Below are 16,293 nucleotides of genomic sequence, written 5' to 3' on the forward strand. Positions count from 1 at the left end.
GACAATTTCCTTCAGGTCAGAGCGGGCCGGACGCGGCAAGCCAGCCGCCGTCGGCCACGAGTTCGGTTCCGGTGACGAAGCTCGCCTCGTCGCTGGCCAGGAACAGGGCGCAATTGGCCATCTCAAGGCTGCTCGCCATGCGGCCGATGGGCTGCACCGAGCTGAAGAAGGCCCGCGTGCCCTCGGGGTCGCCGCTGGCGTCGAACGCCGCCTGGTTCATCGGCGTATCGATGGCGCCGGGGTGCAGCGAATTGCAGCGAATGTCGCGATAGCTGCGCGCGCAGTGCACGGCCACGGATTTGGTCAAAAGGCGCACGCCGCCCTTGGAGGCGGTGTAGGCCGCCGCCGAGGCCAGGCCGATGAAGCCGGTGATCGAGGAGACGTTGACGATAGAGCCCTTGGGGCCGCCAGGATTGGACTTCATGGCCCGGACCGCATGCTTGCAGCCCAGCATCACCCCGGTCAGGTTGACGCTCAGCACCTTGTTCCAGGTCTCGAGCTCGCAGTCCTCGATGGTCTGCGGAACGAATACCCCGGCATTGTTGATCAGCACGTCGAGGCGGCCGTGACGCTCCACGATTCCGCCGATGACCGAGGTCCATTGCGCCTCGTCGGCGACGTCGTGCAGTGCAAAATCGCCGCCCACCTCCGCAGCGACCGCCCCTCCCTTTTCAGCCTGCACGTCGGTGACGACGACGCGGGCGCCTTCCCGGGCTAACAGGCGCGCGCAGTCGGCGCCAATGCCGGAGGCCGCGCCCGTGACCAGGGCGACCTTGCCCGAAAGCCGTCCGCTCATCCGAGCCTCCTCAGAGGATCCGAGCCGTCCCAGCTGCGGGCGGCATCGCGCATCATGGCGAAGAACTCGCGCCCGCCCGGCGCAGGCTTGAGGATCTCGACCATGGTCCCGGGCCCGCCGCCGGCGTCGACATAGATGACCTCGCCGCCGCCCGGCACCTTGCCCTCCTGGCGCACGCGAGCCCCAGCCGCGGCGCAGACGCGGCGCGCCTCGGCCATGTCCTCGGTCAGGATGCAGACGTGGTGCAAGCCCTCGCGGCCCTCGTCGCGCCAGGCCTTGTAGATCGAAGGCGCATCGTTGTGCTGGCGGATCAGCTCGATCTGCAGATCGCCCCAGTAGCCGAGCGCCATTGAGAAATCGATCTCGGCCGGAACGCCGTCGACCTTCACCTCTTCGAGCTTCACGTGATCGAGGGCGAAGAACGGCCCCGCCCCCATGGTGCGGGACCAGAAGTCCAGCGCAGCGTCGAAATCGGCGGGCACATAGGCCAGTTGCATGACCTCGCCGAGGCCGGTGATCGGCGCGCGTTTCATTCCGCCGCCTCGCGAACCGGCCCGACTTCGGGGAGCGGCATGCCGATGGCCGCGGCGATGGCGCGGTGCTGGTTCTGCAAGGCCACCTCCTGTCGCCCGTAGACCACCGTGCTGCCCGGCGGCATGGCGGCGAGGTTTCGCCAGCCCTCGGCCGCGACCACATAGTCTTCGGTCTCCACCACGAAGGCGGTGGCGTCATAGGCCGCCTCGACCTCCTTGCGGTAGGCCTCGTCCCAGACGCCGCGGGGCGCATAGATGGTCTTGTGGGTGACCGTCTCGCCGACCTGCTCGCCGGGGAAGTGGCGGAAGGTCGTGTAATAGGCCTTGCCGGGCGAGACGCTGCCGGCGAACAGCACGGTGTTGGGGAAGATGTAGTGGATGCCCCCCAGCGCCACGCCCTTGCCCCACTCGCCCTCGGGCTTGTCCAGCCAGGCCTCCATGTCGCGGCTGACGAACGAGACCCGGTGATGCGGGCCATAGCGGTCATAGACGGTGATGTCATTTCGGAAGTTCGGCGCCAAGGTCTGCTTGTGCAGGGCGGCGAAGTGGTAGCCCTCGCCGTAGGTGTCCAGAGCGTATTTCCAGTTGGCCTTGACCGGTAGGACGCCGGCCTTGACGCGCTGGGCGGTGTCCAGGCGCAGGAGCTCGAGCTGAGGGCCGAAGTCGCCGAGATGGGCGTCGATATCCATGGCGGATTCCGGCGTCGCCTGGACGAAGACCAGGCCATGGCGCTCGGCGGCCGGAACCGGAATCAGGTGGTCGCGCTCGTCGACGGCGTCGCAGAAGCGCTCGCGTTCGGGGGCGGCGGCCAGCTTGCCGTCATTCGCAAAGGACCAGCCGTGGAACCAGCAGGTGAACAGCCTGGCCTGTCCCTCCGCCTCGCGCACCAGCCGCGCGCCACGATGGGTGCAGATGTTGAGGAACGCCCTCACCTCTCCGTCCCGGCCGCGGACCACGACGATCGGCACGCCGGTCTCGTCGAAGGTGCGGAACGACCCGGCGCTCGGCAGATCGGCCGAGAGGCAGGCCACCACCGGCGTTTCCCGGAACAGCTTCTGGCGCTCGGCCGCGTGCCGGGCCGGGTCGGTATAGACGGCGACGCTGTTGCGCATCGCACCATCCGCCAGGTCGCTGGTGCCGTTCCTGATGTGCCCCACGATCCGGCGGTTGATGCTTCGCCGGGTCTCCTCGATCCGCTGTTCCAGGCTGGTCATCGCGTTCCTCCCACTGGGGCGGCCCCCAAGACGTCAGGCGTAGTTCAGCACCGCTCTCGCGGCCTTCTCGATACGCTGCGGCGAGGGCAGGTATTCGTCCTCGAGGCTCGGCGCGAACGGCACGGGCGTGTGCGGGCAGGTGACCTGCTTGATCGGCGCCTTGAGGAACTTGAAGCCCTGGTCGGCCACCATGCCGGCGATGTCCGAGGCCATGGAGCAGCGCGGCGGGCTCTCGTCGATCACCACCAGGCGGCCGGTCTTTTCGACGCTCTCCAAGATCGTGTCCTCGTCCAGCGGCGAGGTCGTGCGCGGGTCGACCACCTCGGCCTGGACCCCGTCCCTGGCCAGCGCCTCGGCCACGGCGAGCGCGCGGGGAACCATGGCCCCCAGCGCCACCAGGGTCAGGTCCCGGCCCTCCCGCGCCACGTTCGCCTCGCCGAAGGGGATGCGATAGGCCTCATCGGGCACCTCACCCTCCGAGCCGAACAGGAACTTGGATTCCAGGAAAATCACCGGGTCGTCATCGCGGATCGCCTGGATCAGCAGGCCCTTGGCGTCGTACGGATTGGACGGCATCACCACCTTCAGGCCGGGCACGGCGGTGAACAGCGGGTGCAGGGTCTGGCTGTGCTGGGCCGCGGCGCGGAAGCCGGCGCCCGCGGTGGCGCGGATCACCACCGGCGTCTTGGCCTTGCCGCCGAACATGTACCGGAACTTGGCGATCTGGTTGTAGATCTGGTCGAAACAGACACCGACAAAGTCGACGAACATGATCTCGGCCACAGGCCTGAGCCCCGTCAGCGCCGCCCCGCCCGCAGCGCCGATGATCGCGCTTTCGGAGATCGGCGTGTCGAACACGCGCTCAGGCCCGAATTCGTGATACAGGCCCTTCATCTGCCCGAACACGCTGCCGATCCCGCCGGCCTCGCCGGAGGCTCCCTGGCCGCCGGCCACGTCCTCGCCGAGGACGATGACACGGGGATCGCGCTGCATCTCGAGGCGAACCGCCTCGTTGATGGCCTGGAGATAGGTCTTCTTGGGCATACTGGCTCTCCGGCTTCAGGCGTATTTCAGGTAGACGTCGCGGGTCAGGTCGCGGCCCGGATCGGGGAACGGCGCGGCCAGGGCGACCTGGACGGCGTCCTCGATCTCGGCCAGCACCGCCGCCTCGACGGCGTCGAGTTCGTCCTGGCTCAAGAGGCCCGCCTCGGTCACGCCGAAGCGAAAGCGGGGCAAGGCGTCCGCGGCGCGAGCCTCGGCCAGTTCTTCCGGCGTGCGATAGGCCTGGGGATCGCCGACGAAGTGGCCCAGAAAGCGCTTGCAGCGCGATTCCAGGGCGTAGGGGCCCCGGCCCGAGCGCGCATGTTCCAGCGCCCGCCCCATGGCCTCGCGCACAGCGAAGAAGTCCATGCCGTCGACCACTTCGCACGGCAGGCCGAAGCTCTGCACCCGGTCGGCGATCGAAGGCGCGCCGACCGCGTAGCTGGAGGCTGTGTGCTCGCCGTAGCCATTGTTCTCGAAGACGAAGATGGCGGGCACCTGCAGCACCACCGCCATGTTCAGGGCCTCGAACACGGTGCCCTGGTTCGAGGCGCCGTCGCCGGAGAAGGCCACGGCCACCTTGCCGGTCTTGCCCACCTTCTGGGTCAGGGCCGCGCCGACCGCGATCGGCGGGCTGCCGCCGACGATGGCGTTGGCGCCCAGCATGCCCTTGGACATGTCGGCGATATGCATCGAGCCGCCCTTGCCGCCGCAGAGGCCGCCGGCCTTGCCCATGATCTCGAGCATCATGCCCTTCACATCGCAGCCCTTGGCGATGCAATGGCCGTGGCCCCGGTGGGTCGAACCGATCCAGTCCTCGTCGGAGAGGTCGAAGCAGACGCCTACGCCCGAGGCCTCCTGGCCCAGATAGACGTGGGCGAAGCCGGGGATGTTGCCGAGGGCGAACTCCTTGTCGACCCGCTCCTCGAAGGCGCGGATGGTGAACATCAGGCGATAGGCGCGCTTCAGGTCGTCGCGGCTGAGCTGCATGAAAGACGTCTCCTCAATCGGCGCCGCGCCCGCCGTCCACCGTCAGCTCAGCGCCTGTGACGAAGGCGCTGCTCTCGCTGAGCAGGTAGAGGATGGCGTCGGCCATGTGTTCGGGTCTGCCGACCATGCGCAGCGGCGTGTCGGCGGCGAAGGCATCTGCCAGGTCCTGGCTGTCGCCGAACTGGTCGGTGATCATTTCGGTCCAGATCACGCCGGGATGCAGCGAGTTGACCCGGACCTTCGGGCTCATCGCCGCCCCGTCGAGCGCGGCGGCCTTGGTCATGGCGGTGATCGCGCCCTTGGTCGCGCAGTAGGCGCTGGCCTGGGGAAAGCCCACCAGCCCCATCAGCGAGGAGACGTTGACGATCGCCCCGCCGCGCCGCGCGGCGGCGTAGCTGCGGAAGGCGGCGCGAAGGCCGAGGAAGCAGCCTTCGACATTGACCCCGCAGATGCGGTCGAAGTCGTCGGCGCTGGTGTCCTCGATCGGCTTGACGAAGAAGAGGCCTGCATTGTTGACCAGCCCATAGAGGCCGCCCCGCCGCTCGGCCTCGGCCATCACCATGTCCCAATCGGCCTCTCGGGTCACGTCCTGGCGCAGGAACACGCCGGCGCCGCCCGCCTCCTCGATCAGGCGCAGCGTCTCCGCCCCGCCGGCCTCGTCGCGTCCGGTGGCGATGACGACGGCGCCTTCGCCCGCGAGGGTCAGGGCGGTCGCGCGGCCGATGCCCTTAGTGGCTCCGGTGACGACGACCACGCGGCCGTCGAACTTCCCTGCTGGTTCGACGGACCCGCTCATTGCGCGCTCCAGCCGCCATCGACCAGCAGTTCGGCGCCGGTCATGAACACCGACCGGTCGGAGGCGAGGAACAGGGCCGCCTCCGCGAGGTCGGCGAGGGAAGGTCCCTGTCCGAGCGGGGAGTCCGGACCCAGGCCCGCATGAATGCTGTTGACCCTGATCCGGTCGGGACCGAGCTCCAGCGCAGTCGCCTTGGCCAGCATGCGCAGCCCACCCTGAGCGGCGGCGTCATGCAGGCGGTCTCGAACCCCTGTTTTGGCGGCCACAGAGCCCAGCAAGGCGATGCTGCCCCCACGCCCCCGACGGCGCATGGCCGCGGCTGCCTGGCGCAGGGCGAGAAATGGACCTCTGAGATCGCCACTCACGTGGCCGCGGAAATCCTGCAGGCGGAGGGCCTGGGTGGGCGTCGGCGCCGCTGTGCTGGAGGCCACGACCAGGATGTCCAGGCCGGCGAACTCGGCCTCGGCCTTTTCGACCGCCCGCGCCCAGTCCTCGTCGCGGGCGGGATCGACCGCGAGGGCCGCGGCCGTTCCGCCCCGGGCGCGCACCGCTTGAGCGGCCCCATCCGCGACCGCGACGTCCGCAGCCGTGACCAGAACCCTGGCGCCAGCCTCGGCGAAGCGCATGGCGATCGCCTGCCGCGGCCCATCGGCCGCGCCAGCGACGATGGCGACCCGCCCTTCGAGTTCACGCACGCTACTCAATGAAAGAACCTTTCGGAAAGGCAGCCGCCGTCCCAGGGCGCGGCCCGGAACGGCGGAAAAGAGAGACTAGAAGCGGTAGCCGAGCTGGACGCCCCAAGTGAGCGGCGGGCGCGGCGTGCCGAAGGTGAAGAGGCCGGCCACCGGCAGGGCGCCGGCAAGTCCCCGATCATCCAGGAGGTTGCGCCCGAACACCGACACCCGCACCGTTCCCGCGGCCAGCGGGTGATCCCAGTTGAGGCTGGCGTCGATGATGTTGGAGGCCTGGGCCAGGGACCGCGGATCGCTCAGCGCCGGAGTGAAGGTGCAGGGCTGGGTCCCGGTGGCGCAGCCCGCGCCGCTCCAGACGCCCGTGCCCGGCGCCGCCACGATCGCGGTCTGGTGCTTGGCGATGTAGTGGTAGTCCGCCGCCACAGTCCAGTCGCCGACCGCGCTCGGGATCTTGTAGCTGAAGCCCAGATTGGCCGTGGTCTTGGGCGCCCGCCGCAGGGTCAGGTTCGAAAGGTCGTCGCGCAGCGTCGTGTAGGTCGCATCGGCCTGGTAGAAGTTGCTGTACTTTCCGTCCAGCAGGCCAAGGCCGCCGTGGATTTCCAGGTGGCGAACCGGCGTGGCCTGTACTTCGATCTCGACCCCGCGGATCTTGGCCGAGGCTGCGTTGGCCACCAGCGTCTCCTGTGGGTCGGGCGACCCTGGCGGCGTCTTGACCACCACCTCTTCCTGCTTGTTGTGGTATTCGGTGTCGAACAGGGCGATGTTCGCCACCAGCCGCCGGTCGAACCACTGGGTCTTTGCGCCCAGTTCGAAGGCGTCGACGGTCTCCGGATTATAGGGCGTGGTGCTCGAATAGATCGTCGAGGCCCGGCCGTTGAAACCGCCCGATCGATAGCCGCGCGAGTAGGAGAAGTAGGCCATGATGTCGTCGGTCGGCCGATAGTCGATCGACGCCTTGGGCGTGAATTCGCCCCAGGACTTGCCCGCATCGACGTTGAAGGCGCCGACGAAGTCGTTGTGCAGGTTCTTGTCGTCCCGCGTATAGCGGCCGCCGACGTCGAGCCGCCACTTGGGCAGGAACTCCCAGTTCACGTCGCCGAAGGCGGCGTAGGACTTGGAGTCGTGGCCGACCAGCTGCTGCCCCTGGGCCGGCAGGCCGGCCGCGGTCTGTAGCAGCAGGCCGTAGTTGGTCAGCTGGTTGAGGTCGTAGTGGCTGTCGAAATAGTAGAGGCCGCCGACATAGGTCAGACGCTTGCCGAAGTCGCCGCTGAGCCGCAGCTCCTCGCTGAACTGGTGGTACTTCTGGTCGCGAACCGTATCGAAGAAGTTGACCGAGGTGGCGTCGAAGTCCTGGGCCACGTGCTCCTTGTTGGTGCGATAGCCGGTGACCGAGGTCAGGGTCGCGCGCCCGATATGCCAATTGGCCTGGACGGTGACGTCGTCCTCGTCATTGTTCACTTCGCCGACCTTGTTGGAGAAGGTCGTGTAGAGGTCGTTCTTGTTGTTGCGGTTGCACTCGCTCTGCGGCGGCTGGAAGGGCGGGCCCAGATAGATCAGGCTGCCTTCGGGGCCGAGGGGCAGGGACGCGCAGATCAGATCGCTGCTGGTCGACAGGCTGGCCTGGTCAACCTTGCTGCGCTCGCGCTCATGCTCCAGCGTCAGGTTGATGTCGAAATTCTGGGTCGGCTTCCAAAGGAAGTCGACGCCGTAGCGCTTGATGTCCGAGGCCGGGGTGCGCTGGTTCAGGGTGACGTTGCGCTCATATCCGTCGCTCTGGCGCGACGAGAAGAACAGCTTGGTCGAGAGCTGGTCGCCGATCTGCGGCAGGTTCAGGACCGCATGGTATTCCTGGCGGCCATAGTCGCCCTGGATCGTGTCGATGCTGCCGCCAAAGACGCCGGTCGGCCGCGTGCGCTCGACCTTGACCACGCCGCCGATGGTGTTGCGCCCGAACAGCGAGCCTTGCGGACCGCGCAGCACCTCGACCGCTTGCAGGTCGAAGGCGTCGGTCAGCTGGCCGGTATTGGTGCCGATATAGACGTCGTCGATCAGCACGCCGACTGCGGGATCGAAGGATTTCTCGATGTCCTCAAAACTGATCCCCCGGATCGAGATGGCCGCCGCCGAAGGCCCGGCGTTCACCTGGTCGATGACGAGGCCCGGCGCGTGGCCGGCCAGGTCGCGCACGTCCGGCGCCGCGGCGTTCTTCAGTACGCTCGGCGCAATCGCCGTGACCGCCACCGGCGTGGTCTCGACCGATTCGCTGCGCCGCCGGGCGGTCACGATCACCGTCTCGACCTGCGCGACGGCGTCGGCCGCCGGCGCGGCGGTCGCGGGCGACGCAGTCTGCGCCTGCGCAGGCGCGCCGAACAATGCCGCCATTCCGAAGACGCCGAGCGACGCCAGCACCGAGCGCTGAGCGCTCCCCCTCTTGAAGCTACCCATAGTCGTCTCCTCCGCGCCGCCTCTGTTCTCGGCTCGGCCCGGACGTCTTCAGCGTCCTTCCAGGCTCATCCTTGCGGCTGGGTGAGACTGAGGCGGGATGACAAAAAAAGTCAAGCCTGCTTGTTATAAGCAGTCGTATCGGTTTATTTTGGCGTGACAAAGCCAAGGCCGCGCGCCCTGATGGGGCGACAACGGCTTCGGCGCAAAAAAGAAGACGACAAAGAGGGAGGCGTGACGCATGCGTCTTATGGGCAAGGTCGCCCTGATCACGGGCGGCGCCAGCGGCATCGGCGCCGCCACGGCGCGCCGCTTCGTGGAGCTCGGCGCCAGGGTGATCCTGGCGGACACCAACATCGACAAGGCCGAGTCTCTCGCTCGCAGCCTCGGCGAGGGCGCCGCGGCCTGCCGTCTGGACGTCGCCGATGAGCAGAGCTGGGCGGAAGCCATGGCGGCGGCTGAGCGGCCGTTCGGCCCCCTGACCACCCTGGTCAATTCCGCCGGAATCTCGATCCCCGCCAATGTCGAGGACGAGACCCTCGAAGGCTTCCAGCGCACCCTGGCCGTCAATCTGGAAGGCGCCTTCCTGGGCTGCAAGTACGGCGTAGAGGCACTGAAAGGCGGCGTCGGCGGCGCCATCGTCAACGTGGCCTCGACGCTTGGCGTGCGAGGCGGATCGATATTCCCGGCCTATGGCGCCTCCAAGGGCGGCCTGCGCACGCTCACCCGGTCCGTGGCCCTGCACTGCGCGGAACAGGGCTACGACATCCGCGTCAACGCGGTCCTGCCGGGCGCGATCCATACCGAGATGGTCGACGGCTACATCGCTGCGGGGATCGCCGCCGGTTCGACCCGCGAGGCGGTGATCGAAGGGTTCGCCTCGGTGCATCCGATGAAGCGCCTCGGGCGACCCGAGGAACCGGCCAACGCCATCGTCTTCCTGGCCTCCGACGAATCCAGCTTCACGACCGGGGCCGAGATTCCGGTCGATGGCGGCTATCTGGCTTGAGGAACAGCGCAATGCCCCATGATGACGCCAGCCCGCGGCCCGACATCGCCACCTGTCCGCTCACCCAGATCAACGCCTTCGATCCGGAGATTCTCCAGGACCCCTATCCCTACTTCGCGCGTCTGCGGGCCGAGGCGCCTGTGTTCCGCGACCCCATGACAGGGATCGTCTCGGTCTCGACCTACGCCTTGATCATGGAGGTCAACCGCCAGCCGCAGGTGTTCTCCAACGACTTCTCGGCGCAGCTGCGATCTGGATCAACGAGCGAGATCGACGCCGACGAACTGGCGATCCTGTCCCAGGGCTGGCCGGTGTCCAACACCATGCTGACCGCAGATCCGCCCGCCCATACCCGCTATCGCAAGCTGGCCATGAAGGCCTTCACCTACAAGCGGGTCGAGGGCATGGGCGAGTATGTCGCCCAGGTGACCAACGACCTGATCGACCAGTTCGCCGCCGATGGCCAATGCGAGTTCAAGTCCGCCTTCGCCAATCATCTGCCGATGACCGTGATCGCCGACGCGCTCGGCGCGCCGCGCTCGGACATGGATCTGTTCCACCGCTGGTCCGACGCTTTCGTCGTCCAGCTCGGTGGGATTTCGGAAAAGCCGGCCAGGCTGGAAGCGGCGCGGCGTATCGTCGAGTTCCAGCGCTATTTTGTGGACAAGATCGAGGAGAAGCGCGCCCGGCCGACTGATGACGTGATCTCCGACCTGGTCCATGCCGACCTTTCCGAGGAAGGCGACGCCCGCAAGATGGACTATTCCGAGCTGCTCTCGATCCTCCAGCAGCTGCTGGTGGCCGGCAACGAGACCACCGCCCATTCCCTGACCGCGGGCCTTTACTACCTGATCTCCAACCCGGACCAGATGGCGCGCCTGAAGGCCGATCCGTCCCTCTACCCGGGCCTGGTCGAAGAGACGCTGCGATACCTCACCCCGACCAACAATATGTGGCGCGTGGCCACTCGGGACGCTGAGATCGGTGGGTTTCCGGTCAAGGCGGGAGAGATGGTCCTGGTGCGCTACGGCTCGGGCAATCGCGACGCCGCCCATTTCTCTGACGCGGACCGCTTCGACATCGGCCGCGAGGACGCGAAGAGCCACCTCGCCTTCGGCGCCGGCATCCACACCTGCATCGGCGCCCAGCTGGCCAGAAAGGAGATGACGACGGCCTTCCCCATCCTGCTTGACCGGCTGCGCAACATCCGCTTCCAGGAAGGCCGGAACAGCTTCCGCTACAGCCCCAACATCCTGCTGCGCGGCGTGCTGGAGCTGCACATAGCTTTCGACCCGGCCTGAGGACGATCATGACCCGATCCGAGCGCGTGCGAGCCTTCATCCGCAGCTGGGAGGCCCGCGACGTGGAAGCGATCGTCGCCGCCATGACCCCGGACGCGGTCTATCACAACGTCGGCCTGCCCGAGGCCGTCGGCCACGACGCTATCCGGGCCTTCATCGCGCCCTTCCTGGCGGGTTCGCAGTCCGTCGAGTGGACCGTGCGCCACATCGCCGAAACCGCCGGCGGCGCGGTGCTGACCGAGCGGATCGACCGCTTCGTCCTCGGCGGCAAGACCCTGACCATCCCGGTGATGGGCGTATTCGAGTTTCGCGGCGAGCTGATCTGCGCCTGGCGCGACTATTTCGACGTGCCGGCCTTCCAGGCGCAGATGGCCTGACCCCGCTCAGCGGGCGTAGGGCGCCTCGTCGGCGAAGACGATCGTCTCGCTGATCACCGTCTCGTCGAGCACGGCCTTGATGGCCGCGAACCGCGGGTGCGCCAGGAACGCCTTCAGGCCCGTATCGAAGTGGTTCATGTCGTCGAGCCGCCAAAGATCGATGACTGTATTCAGGCGGCCGGTGCGCTGAACGAACGCCCCCGCCAGCATCCAGCCGCGCTCCTCAAGAATCTCGACCGCCTCGCCCATGACCTCGCAGAAGGCCGGCAGACCCGCGGCTTTCACCTCCAGGGTCACATGCAGGTGAACGCTCATCCGGCGGCTCCCTCCGCCAGCGCCGGGGCCTTGACCCAGCCGAGGCCGCGCCGCAGCAGGTCGTAGAATACCGGCAGCGCCCACGAGCCCTTTTCCGGCTCGGGATAGAAGTCGATCAACGGCTGCATGTCGTAATGGCCGCGGCAGTGGCCGAGCGTGAGGTAGAGCACCGCCCCCGCCCCCACCGTGTGGATGTAGAAAACCGGGTGCCTGGCCTTCTCCCAGCGGGATTCCACGAAGCCGGCCGCCTCGCCCTCGAACTCGGTCTCGAGGAGCACATGCAGGGCGCCGTAATATTCAGACAGGTAGAGCTCGTCGGTGGCGTCGAACGGCTCGACGCCCTCGACCAGGGGATGGCCCGGGTCCGCCACGGTGACGCGATAGGGCGCGATCGGCGGGTGGGCGACGAACATCGATCCCAGGGTCTGCATGAAGTGCGGCGCCCAGCGGGGACTGTCGACAAGGCCGTTCGACAGGAACCTCAGGATCGAGTTGGTGCCATGCAGGGCGTACCAGCGCCCGCCCCGCTCCAGCCAGGCCCGCAGGGCTTCCTGCTGGACGAGGCTGGGGGTGACGTCGCAGGTGTAGCTGACCAGGAAGTCGGCCGCCTCGATCGCTTCCAGGTTGGAGTAGTCCTCGAACACCCTGACGCGCACCCGATCGTCCTCGGCCAGGAGCTTCAGGATCTCGAGGCGGGCGAAGTCGATGTCGTGGTACTTGCCGCCGGCGATCAGGACGCAGTTCACCCGCCGTTTCACGTCGCTCATGGCTGCATCCTCAGTACTGGACGCGCTTGGTCACGCCGCCGTCGATGACGAGGTTGGTCCCGGTCATGAACGGTGTCGTCGGCGAGGCCACGAACGCGATCGCTCGTGCGACCTCCCCGCCATCGCCCAGCCGCCCCATGGGCACGGCTTTCAGCGTCTGCTCGTAAAGCGGCGTCATGTGGGTCTTGATCATGTCCCATGAGCCGCCGTCGATATAGACAGGGCCCGGTGAGACCGTGTTCACGCGGATGCCCTTGGGCGCCAGTTGCTGGCTCAGCGCCGAGGCGTAGTTGATAACCGCCGCCTTCATGGCGTTGTAGGCCTGCGGGCCAAAGAAGTCCTCCAGCGCCGCCGTGGAGGCCACGGCGACGATCGAGCCGCATTTCGACTTTTCGAGATAGGGCATGGCCGCCTCGACGCCACGGAAGGTGGCCAGGAGGTCGAGGTTGAAGACAGCCTTCCAGCTGTCCTCGCTCGCCGGCCCGCCGCCGGCGGAGGCGAAGGAGATGAAGATGTCGCAGCCGCCCAGCTGCTCCGCCGCCCGGGCGACCCAGGCCCGATAGGCGGTGTTGTCCGCCATGTCCACGGATTCGCCGAAGGCCTTGACGCCCTTCGCTTTCAGAGCGGCGACGGTGGCGTCCACCGCCTCCTGGCCGCGGGCGCAGATGGCGACATCGCAGCCCTCCGCGGCGAGCACCTCGGCCGTCGCCCGGCCGATACCTTTGCTGGCGCCCGCCAGCACCGCCTTCAGTCCCTTCAAGCCCAGATCCATGCCCTGTCCTCCTCGTTTGGCGCCTCCGAAAAAACCGGACGGCTTGTTTTTTCTAGACACGACTATAGAGTCACCAAGTCCTCGCGTCCAACCGCAAAAGCGTATTGCTGCGGGGCTTTGAGGAGGAATCCGTCATGGATCTGGCGCTCTCGCCTGGGGACCTCGCCTTTCGCGACGAGGTGCGCGCCTTCCTGGACGAGAAGTTCACGCCCGACCTCAGGGCCGAGGCCGCGCGCCAGGCCGGGGTGTTCGCCGAGGCCGACCTGAATAGCCGCTGGCACCGCATTCTCCACCAGCGCGGCTGGATCGCCCCCGCCTGGCCAAAGGCCTATGGCGGCGCGGAGTTCACGGCGGTCCAGCGCTACATCTTCGATTCCGAACTGGCCGAGGCCGGGACCCCGGCGATCCCCGCCATGGGCCTGCAGATGTGCGGGCCTGTGCTGATGGGCTACGGGACGGCCGAGCAGAAGGCCTTCTTCCTGCCGCGGATGCTTTCTGGCGAGCACTACTGGTGCCAGGGGTATTCCGAGCCCCAGGCCGGCTCGGACCTGGCGGCCCTGCAGTGCCACGCGGTGCGTGACGACGACCACTACGTGGTCAACGGGACGAAAATCTGGACTACCCATGCGCACTACGCCAACTGGATGTTCCTGCTGGTGCGCACCAAGACCGAGGGCAAGCCCCAGGCCGGGATCACCTTCCTGCTGCTGGACATGCGGACGCCCGGCCTGACCATTCAGCCCATCATCACCCTCTCCGGCGAGCACGAGGTCAACCAGGTCTTCTTCGACAATGTGCGCATCCCCATCGCCAACCGGGTCGGCGAGGAGAACCAGGGTTGGACCGTGGCCAAGTATCTGCTCGAGTTCGAGCGCGGCGGCAGCTCGTTCGCCGCCCGCCTGCGCGGGGCGCTTCGCCAGGTGAAAGCCATCGCCCAGGCGGAGGCCGCGGACCGCGGCGGCGCGCTGTGGACCGATCCGGATTTTCGCACCCGTTTCGCCCAGGTCGAGGTCGAAACCCTGGCGGTCGAATTCACCGAGCGCCGTGTGGTCTCACAGCTGTCAACCGGCGCGCCGGCTGGCGACGCCTCGGCCTCGATGCTGAAGCTGAAGGGCACCGAAACCATGCAGAAGGCGACTGAACTCGCGGTGGAGGCCATCGGCCACTACGCGGCCGCAGATCAGCGCATGGCGCTGGGCGTCGGCGCCAACGTCTCGCCGGTCGGGCCGGATCACGCGGCGACGCCCGTGGCCCGCTATCTGAACGCCCGCGCGTCGACCATTTACGGCGGATCGAGCGAGGTGCAGCGTAACATACTGGCGCGCGCCGCGTTGGGCCTGTAAGCAGCGCCGGTCAGGGCAGCCGAAAAAAGCCGGCGAGTCGGTTTTAATCGGGCTGCACACGGAGAGTGTTGAATGGACGATGCGAGCCGATCGCTCGCCAGGTTCGAACCCGAAGGCATCGCCGCCGAGGGCCAGGGGTGGCAACAGCGCAAGAGCGCACAAACGCGAGTCGCCATTCTGGAAGCGGCCATCGACTGTCTCGAACAGGTCGGCTACGCCCGCACGACGACCCAGCTGATCGCCCAGACCGCCGGAATTTCCCGCGGCGCCATGCTGCACCACTATGCGACCAAGCAGGAACTGATCGCTTCCGTGATCGGCTACACCTTCCACAAGCGCATCGGGCGGTTCGTCGAGCGGATCCACGACCTCAGCGACGAACAGCGTGTCCAGCAGGTCGCGGGGGTCGAGCTCTATTGGGAGACCCTGCTCAGCCGCGAATTCACCGCCTTCCTGGAACTGCAGGTCGCCTCGCGGACGGATGCCGAATTGCGGGAGATATTTCTGCCCAAGGCGCGCGAGTACGACCAGGTCGAGCGGCGAGAGGTGCTGCGCGCCTTCCCCGAATGGGAGGACAACCCCAACTACGGCCTGGCCATGGATTTCGTGATCGCATCCATCGAGGGCGTGCTGCTGAACCGCGACATCTGGAACAGCGAGGAGCGTTGCCAGCAGATGCGTCGCCTCGTCGCTCGCGCCCTGCTGCCTTTGCGAGCGCACCAGTTCGACGAAAAGTAGGGGCGGGCAGCGTTCAAGCCGTAGAGATCGTCTCGGCGAGCAGCCGGTTGACCTGGTCCGCCGCCTCCAGGTGCGGAAGGTGGCCGGCGGAGTCGATCCAGACAACACGGGAGCCCGGCGGCAGCAACGCCTCGTCCGCTGGACCAACGATGCGGTCCGCACGCGACGAGACGACCAGGGCGGGCCGCAGCTTGCCCAGATCGGCCCGAAGGGCGGCGAGGTCGCTTCCCTCCACCAGGCGATCCCGCACAAGGCCCAGGGCTTCCTCAACCCCGTCGAGCCGCTTGAACTTCAGGACGTCCTCGACCATCGCCTTGGTCACCAGGCCGGGATCGGCGACCAGCATCTCGAGGAATGGCTTCAGGTCGCGCGCCCGCTGGGCATCGACCACGCCGCTCAGAAATTCCTCCGAGACCGCGTTCGCCGACAGGCCGGCCGGCGCGATCAGGCTGATCGAGGCCGCAAGGCCGGGACGGTCGATCGCCAGCCGCGCCGCGACCGCCGCGCCCAGGGAATGACCGACCAGATGAGCAGCGCCAACGCCCAGGGCATCGAGCGCCGCGCCTACCGCGTCGGCCAGCACAGCCAGTGATCCGTCGCCTACATCGCGCGACGAGCCGCCATGGCCCGGCAGGTCGATGGCGATGACCGGCCCGAGCGCGCCCAGGGCCTCGATGTTGAACAGCCACCCGTTCAGATCGCCGGAAAACCCATGCAGGAGAACAATGGGCGGCCCTTCGCCCTGCCCCGCCCGGCCGATCCGCAGGGTGCGGCCGCCCGCCTCGACCGTTGAGAGGGCGAGCGCCTGAGCCGCTTCGCCGTCTTCCGCCTCCGGCACGAAATTGGCCTGGAATTCGGCGATGAAGGCGTCGATCTCAGCGTCGGGCGCCGAAGCGTCGGCCAGGACCCCGATCAATGCGCCGACCGGCAAGGTTTCTCCCGGTTGCGCCACGATCCGCCGCAGCACGCCGGAGGCCGGGCACTCGCAGACATTGTTGATCTTGGCGGTTTCGATATCGACCAGGTCGTCACCCTCCGCGACCTCGGCGCCCTCGGCGCGCCACCAGTCGACAATGGTCCCCTCCTGCATCGACAGGCCCCATTTGGGCATACGGATCGGCGTAAAGGACGGCATCTTCGGCCCTACTTCTGCAATCGAACTCTGAC

General features: G+C 67.5%; 17 protein-coding genes. 5 read left to right on the top strand and 12 right to left on the bottom strand.

Translation table 11 applies throughout. The annotated features are described in order from the left end of the window. Positions 1-16: 16 nt before the first annotated feature. From KCG34_RS11925 to KCG34_RS11960, 8 genes are all read right to left on the bottom strand, one after another. Positions 17-796, bottom strand: a complete 780-nt coding sequence (locus KCG34_RS11925; RefSeq protein ID WP_211940564.1) for a glucose 1-dehydrogenase — start codon at positions 794-796, stop codon at positions 17-19. Next, positions 793-1,329 carry a VOC family protein gene (locus KCG34_RS11930; protein WP_211940565.1) on the bottom strand — a complete coding sequence of 179 codons (537 nt, stop codon included), beginning with the start codon at positions 1,327-1,329 and terminating at the stop codon, positions 793-795. The genes KCG34_RS11925 and KCG34_RS11930 overlap by 4 nt, the downstream gene beginning before the upstream one ends. Then, positions 1,326-2,543, bottom strand: coding sequence for an aromatic ring-hydroxylating oxygenase subunit alpha (locus KCG34_RS11935; protein ID WP_211940566.1), 1,218 nt, complete (start codon positions 2,541-2,543; stop codon positions 1,326-1,328). The genes KCG34_RS11930 and KCG34_RS11935 overlap by 4 nt, the downstream gene beginning before the upstream one ends. A gap of 33 nt (positions 2,544-2,576) precedes the next feature. After that, entirely contained in the window at positions 2,577-3,587 is a 1,011-nt protein-coding gene (locus KCG34_RS11940) for an alpha-ketoacid dehydrogenase subunit beta (protein ID WP_211940567.1), read from the bottom strand. 15 nt (positions 3,588-3,602) lie between these two features. Further along, a complete protein-coding gene (locus KCG34_RS11945; protein WP_211940452.1) occupies positions 3,603-4,574 on the bottom strand; it encodes a thiamine pyrophosphate-dependent dehydrogenase E1 component subunit alpha in 972 nt (323 codons plus the stop codon). 13 nt (positions 4,575-4,587) lie between these two features. Continuing rightward, on the bottom strand, positions 4,588-5,370 hold the full coding sequence (locus KCG34_RS11950; protein WP_211940568.1) for an SDR family NAD(P)-dependent oxidoreductase: 783 nt from the start codon (positions 5,368-5,370) through the stop codon (positions 4,588-4,590). Further along, a complete protein-coding gene (locus tag KCG34_RS11955; protein ID WP_211940569.1) occupies positions 5,367-6,065 on the bottom strand; it encodes an SDR family NAD(P)-dependent oxidoreductase in 699 nt (232 codons plus the stop codon). The genes KCG34_RS11950 and KCG34_RS11955 overlap by 4 nt, the downstream gene beginning before the upstream one ends. A gap of 75 nt (positions 6,066-6,140) precedes the next feature. Then, complete coding sequence (locus KCG34_RS11960; RefSeq protein WP_211940570.1) at positions 6,141-8,507, bottom strand: TonB-dependent receptor; 2,367 nt, start codon at positions 8,505-8,507, stop codon at positions 6,141-6,143. A gap of 238 nt (positions 8,508-8,745) precedes the next feature. Between KCG34_RS11960 and KCG34_RS11965 the strand changes: the two genes are divergently transcribed. Genes KCG34_RS11965 through KCG34_RS11975 form a run of 3 tightly spaced genes read left to right on the top strand, consistent with a single transcriptional unit; the run spans position 8,746 to position 11,191 of the window. Next, positions 8,746-9,513 carry an SDR family oxidoreductase gene (locus KCG34_RS11965; protein WP_211940571.1) on the top strand — a complete coding sequence of 256 codons (768 nt, stop codon included), beginning with the start codon at positions 8,746-8,748 and terminating at the stop codon, positions 9,511-9,513. An 11-nt stretch (positions 9,514-9,524) separates the two neighbouring features. After that, positions 9,525-10,814 carry a cytochrome P450 gene (locus tag KCG34_RS11970; protein ID WP_211940572.1) on the top strand — a complete coding sequence of 430 codons (1,290 nt, stop codon included), beginning with the start codon at positions 9,525-9,527 and terminating at the stop codon, positions 10,812-10,814. Positions 10,815-10,822: 8 nt separating this feature from the next. Next, a complete protein-coding gene (locus KCG34_RS11975; protein ID WP_211940573.1) occupies positions 10,823-11,191 on the top strand; it encodes a limonene-1,2-epoxide hydrolase family protein in 369 nt (122 codons plus the stop codon). Positions 11,192-11,197: 6 nt separating this feature from the next. Here the strand turns inward: KCG34_RS11975 and KCG34_RS11980 are convergent, their stop codons facing one another. The 3 genes from KCG34_RS11980 to KCG34_RS11990 are packed head-to-tail and all read right to left on the bottom strand — an operon-like array spanning position 11,198 to position 13,045. Then, entirely contained in the window at positions 11,198-11,506 is a 309-nt protein-coding gene (locus KCG34_RS11980; RefSeq protein WP_211940574.1) for an NIPSNAP family protein, read from the bottom strand. Continuing rightward, positions 11,503-12,273, bottom strand: a complete 771-nt coding sequence (locus KCG34_RS11985) for a ThuA domain-containing protein (RefSeq protein WP_211940575.1) — start codon at positions 12,271-12,273, stop codon at positions 11,503-11,505. Before KCG34_RS11985 ends, KCG34_RS11980 begins: the two co-directional genes overlap by 4 nt. A 10-nt stretch (positions 12,274-12,283) precedes the next feature. After that, positions 12,284-13,045, bottom strand: coding sequence for an SDR family NAD(P)-dependent oxidoreductase (locus KCG34_RS11990; RefSeq protein ID WP_211940576.1), 762 nt, complete (start codon positions 13,043-13,045; stop codon positions 12,284-12,286). Between the two features lie 134 nt (positions 13,046-13,179). Here KCG34_RS11990 and KCG34_RS11995 point away from each other — a divergent pair, with 134 nt between their 5' ends. After that, positions 13,180-14,388, top strand: a complete 1,209-nt coding sequence (locus KCG34_RS11995) for an acyl-CoA dehydrogenase family protein (protein ID WP_211940577.1) — start codon at positions 13,180-13,182, stop codon at positions 14,386-14,388. A 72-nt stretch (positions 14,389-14,460) separates the two neighbouring features. Continuing rightward, positions 14,461-15,126: a TetR/AcrR family transcriptional regulator gene (locus KCG34_RS12000; RefSeq protein WP_211940578.1), complete on the top strand. Its 666-nt coding sequence runs from the start codon at positions 14,461-14,463 to the stop codon at positions 15,124-15,126. Between the two features lie 13 nt (positions 15,127-15,139). Here the strand turns inward: KCG34_RS12000 and KCG34_RS12005 are convergent, their stop codons facing one another. Further along, entirely contained in the window at positions 15,140-16,261 is a 1,122-nt protein-coding gene (locus tag KCG34_RS12005) for an acetoin dehydrogenase dihydrolipoyllysine-residue acetyltransferase subunit (RefSeq protein WP_211940579.1), read from the bottom strand. Positions 16,262-16,293 lie beyond the last annotated feature (32 nt).

The organism is Phenylobacterium montanum (genome assembly GCF_018135625.1).
In the GTDB taxonomy this organism is placed as follows: domain Bacteria; phylum Pseudomonadota; class Alphaproteobacteria; order Caulobacterales; family Caulobacteraceae; genus Poindextera; species Poindextera montana.

Bases quoted from the DNA above. Each gene is read 5' to 3' on its own strand.
- KCG34_RS11975 (WP_211940573.1), top strand. From the start codon at position 10,823: ATGACCCGATCCGAGCGCGTGCGAGCCTTCATCCGCAGCTGGGAGGCC.
- KCG34_RS11945 (WP_211940452.1), bottom strand. From the start codon at position 4,574: ATGCAGCTCAGCCGCGACGACCTGAAGCGCGCCTATCGCCTGATGTTC.
- KCG34_RS11990 (WP_211940576.1), bottom strand. From the start codon at position 13,045: ATGGATCTGGGCTTGAAGGGACTGAAGGCGGTGCTGGCGGGCGCCAGC.
- KCG34_RS12000 (WP_211940578.1), top strand. From the start codon at position 14,461: ATGGACGATGCGAGCCGATCGCTCGCCAGGTTCGAACCCGAAGGCATC.
- KCG34_RS11965 (WP_211940571.1), top strand. From the start codon at position 8,746: ATGCGTCTTATGGGCAAGGTCGCCCTGATCACGGGCGGCGCCAGCGGC.
- KCG34_RS11970 (WP_211940572.1), top strand. From the start codon at position 9,525: ATGCCCCATGATGACGCCAGCCCGCGGCCCGACATCGCCACCTGTCCG.
- KCG34_RS11980 (WP_211940574.1), bottom strand. From the start codon at position 11,506: ATGAGCGTTCACCTGCATGTGACCCTGGAGGTGAAAGCCGCGGGTCTG.
- KCG34_RS11995 (WP_211940577.1), top strand. From the start codon at position 13,180: ATGGATCTGGCGCTCTCGCCTGGGGACCTCGCCTTTCGCGACGAGGTG.
- KCG34_RS11930 (WP_211940565.1), bottom strand. From the start codon at position 1,329: ATGAAACGCGCGCCGATCACCGGCCTCGGCGAGGTCATGCAACTGGCC.
- KCG34_RS12005 (WP_211940579.1), bottom strand. From the start codon at position 16,261: ATGCCGTCCTTTACGCCGATCCGTATGCCCAAATGGGGCCTGTCGATG.
- KCG34_RS11940 (WP_211940567.1), bottom strand. From the start codon at position 3,587: ATGCCCAAGAAGACCTATCTCCAGGCCATCAACGAGGCGGTTCGCCTC.
- KCG34_RS11985 (WP_211940575.1), bottom strand. From the start codon at position 12,273: ATGAGCGACGTGAAACGGCGGGTGAACTGCGTCCTGATCGCCGGCGGC.
- KCG34_RS11950 (WP_211940568.1), bottom strand. From the start codon at position 5,370: ATGAGCGGGTCCGTCGAACCAGCAGGGAAGTTCGACGGCCGCGTGGTC.
- KCG34_RS11935 (WP_211940566.1), bottom strand. From the start codon at position 2,543: ATGACCAGCCTGGAACAGCGGATCGAGGAGACCCGGCGAAGCATCAAC.
- KCG34_RS11925 (WP_211940564.1), bottom strand. From the start codon at position 796: ATGAGCGGACGGCTTTCGGGCAAGGTCGCCCTGGTCACGGGCGCGGCC.
- KCG34_RS11960 (WP_211940570.1), bottom strand. From the start codon at position 8,507: ATGGGTAGCTTCAAGAGGGGGAGCGCTCAGCGCTCGGTGCTGGCGTCG.